Genomic DNA, 3,625 nt, shown 5'->3' on the forward strand with positions numbered 1-3,625 from the left:
AAGTTGGCACAAGCTTTCCATATAAGAATATATACCCACTAAGTAGTAGTTTGTTTTTTAAGCAATCCATTGTAACTATAGGAGATAGCGATGAATAAAATAACCGTAAAACATAGCATTATATCAATAAATGTCATGGTAAATAATGTCATTGCACAATGCCGTCAAAACATTTTTTTCTTAGCACATCTCGGTTGCAGTCAGTGGGATGAAGTTGAAACTCGCTCAGGTAAACATAGATAAATCAGAAGGAAATTATTTGATGAATATGTCAAATGCGAGACAATATCCAGTCGACTTACAGAGACAAGTGATTAATGAAGTCAAAAACCATAATCGATTATTATCCGACGTAGCAAAACAATATGGTGTGTCGGCTAAAACTGTTTATCAATGGGTCAGAAGTAATGATAGTCGCCAAACAGAAAACAAAGGCGCAATCGTATCTGAAATAGCCTATTTACAACAAAAGATTGCCCAGTTAAGTCAACAATTACAAGCAATGGCAAGTTAGTAACATAAAACCATTTTTGGCAAGGATGTTTGATCGTATTAACAACTCGTCCCCCAGCAAGTTGATAACACAGCAACAGACATTCTAATAAAAATAAGCGCAAAATATCTTGCATCCTTGCCGCTTTATCGCTCTACCGTTAGCCGTAAAGGGCGACTGCTAACACAACAGTTCAGGCGTTATTGGGTCCCCAGACTCTATTAATCCAATAACGTCATTTTTATTAGGTATTTTAGCTTTCGCCATTAACGGCGCTATTGTCACCATTAGTGGAGCTAAGTATCAAAAACGTTTTGGCAAGGATGTTTGACCGTGTTAACAACTCGTCCCCCAGCAAGTTGATAACGCACAGCAACAAACATTCTAATAAAAACAAGCGCAAAATATCTTGCATCCTTGCCGCTTTATTGCCCTACCGTTAGCCGCTAAGGACGGCAGCTAACACAACAGTTCAGGCGTTATTGGGTCCCCAGACTCTATAATCTAATAACGTCATTTTTATTCCGGCCTCTGGCTGACAAGCTCAAAACAATAATAATCACGAGCTTGACAACACTCTGGAGCATCAATTGGTAAAGGTTGATAGCATTGGAGTATTGGATACCCCAGTGGCATAAATATAACCACAGACAATGCAAACAAAAGCCCCAACGCAAAGGATGCAATGGGGCTTTTTCATTTCTATTCACTCAAAAACAGCTCAAGCTTAACTGGCATAAGCCACCGCTTATTCATCGACGGAATTGATACCTTTAACACATTTGCTGCTCTGCGATATGAAGGCTTCAAAATCCGTACTATTGAGTGGGCGACTAAACAAATAACCTTGGCCCATAAAACATCCCAATTCAACTAATGCGTGGCTTTGCTCTTTAGTTTCAACACCTTCGGCAATTAGCACTAACCCCATCGATTTGCCCAATGAAATAATCGTCTTCACAATTTCATAATCGTGCTTATTGTTGAGCATGTCTTTCACAAACGACATATCAATTTTCATGACATCAACATTAAACTTTTTCAAATAGGCCAAGCTGGAATAACCAGTACCAAAATCGTCAATAGCAATCTTAATCCCTAATGATATTAACTCACTCAACTTGTTTTGCATGTCCGCTGCATCAATCATCAATGCAGTTTCGGTAATTTCCAATTCAAGTAAATGCGCCGGTAAATTGTGGTCCAATAGTGCTTTCTTGATCATACCGGCTAAGTCGGGATCAGCAAACTGTGCCGCGGCCACATTCACCGAGATAGGAATCGTATGGCCCATTTCTAACCAACGTTTAGCTTCAGCACAAGCCTTATTAAGCACTTGTTTACCTAGCATAATAATTAAACCGGACTCTTCCGCTAATGGAATAAACTCTGCGGGAGAGATAAGCTCACCCTCATCATTGGCCAGTCTAACGAGAGCCTCAGCACCAATAATAATGTTTGTCTGTAAATCAATTTTAGGTTGATAATGCACAAAAAGTTCATCATTAATTAATGCTTTTCTTAAGCGAGTCTCTAAATGATGGCGCTCCATAAGCGAACTTTCTAAATCATGCGAGAAAAAGCAGAAGCGATTTCGGCCTTCCTGTTTGGCACGGTACATTGCCACGTCCGCGTGTCTCATTAATTCCTCGGCATCTACAGCATCATTTGGGAACACACTAACACCAATACTTATCGACACATTAAACTTCTGATTATCAAGAACAAAAGGTTCATGCATCGCTTCAACTAATGTAGATGCTAATTGCGAAGAAGCCTCAACAGAGCGAGTCTCGCTCATTAAAATCACAAATTCGTCACCACCTAATCTCGCCAATGTATACGATGCAGGTATTAACGAGCGGAGTCGTCTTGCCATCATACAAATGAGCTCATCACCATATTGGTGGCCTAAGGAATCATTAAGGAATTTAAAATGATCAATATCGATTAATAGTGCAGCAGCTTTGGTGCCATAGGATCTTGCTGTAGAACACGCGACGCTTAACCTATCTTGAAGTAATATCCGATTAGGTAAATCAGTTAACTGATCATGGTTGGCTAAATGGCTCATTTTCATCGCCATCGCCATCGCTTCACTCACATCATGAAACACCATAATGGCGCCAATCATTTCACCATTTTCATTACGGATTGGAGCGGCTGAATCCTCCACATAAAAAACATGCCCTCCACGTGAAGTAAGTAGGCTGTTTAGCGCCATTGCCACAATGCGCTGCTCGCGAAGAGCTAAATATAACGGGTTCAATAATGGCTGCTGAGTATCAGAATCTTTCAAATGCATAACATCTTCAATTTTTTGATGTAATGCATCTTTTAACCGCCAACCTGTCATGCGCTCCGCTATTGGGTTCATAAAAGTAATAAGCCCTCTTGTGTCAGTCGCAATAACAGCATCACCAATAGAATTGAGTGTTACTCGAAGACGCTCCTTTTCAGAGTACAGCGCCTGCTTTGCATGCTTTACTTCAGAGACGTCAACAACAGTAACCAAGTAGCCATCGACTCCAGCACTTGATTTCATTTTGGACTGAAAGACTTCATAAAAACTCAAACCAACACTTTGAGGGACGGTGACAATGTACTTTAATGCATCTGAGGTAATATGACGGTGATGATTTAAAATTGCATTGCTGAGCGCTTCAGGAAAAATAGTCGAAATATGCTTGTTTTTAACATCACCGACCAAGCTATCAAACCATAAACCAGTGTTGTCATTACTAAATAAATTTTGACCTAAATCATCCCAATAAGTAATAAGCATAGGGACTTGATTAACTAATTGTTGTAACTCTTCTTTAGCTTTAATAATTAGTTGATTTTGCTGTCTAAATTTAAGTTGTGTATGAACCCTTAAGCAACATATAGAAGCGTTAAAAGGTTTAGTAATAAAATCGACTCCACCACTTTCTAGCGCTAACCTTTCAAATTCAGGCTCAGTGTGGCCGGTAATAAAAATAATTGGAATATCGCTAAATAATGGATTAGCTTTGAGTGCACGACACACTTCCCATCCATCCATGTCAGGCATCTCAATATCGAGTAAAATGACATCAGGCTTAATTTTATCCACTAACGCGAGTGCATTAGTGCCAGACTCTGAAAAAAAGA

2 protein-coding genes are annotated in these 3,625 nt (G+C 39.5%); one reads left to right on the plus strand and one right to left on the minus strand.

From position 1 onward, the window contains the following. Positions 1 to 262 precede the first annotated feature (262 nt). Complete coding sequence (locus CXF78_RS14745; RefSeq protein ID WP_011638820.1) at positions 263 to 514, plus strand: transposase; 252 nt, start codon at positions 263 to 265, stop codon at positions 512 to 514. 727 nt (positions 515 to 1,241) lie between these two features. Here CXF78_RS14745 and CXF78_RS14750 read toward each other — a convergent pair. After that, positions 1,242 to 3,625, minus strand: a 2,384-nt coding sequence (locus CXF78_RS14750; RefSeq protein ID WP_102037223.1) for an EAL domain-containing protein, incomplete at its 5' end; no start/stop codon positions are given.

The organism is Shewanella sp. 11B5, assembly GCF_002836795.1.
GTDB lineage: Bacteria > Pseudomonadota > Gammaproteobacteria > Enterobacterales > Shewanellaceae > Shewanella > Shewanella frigidimarina.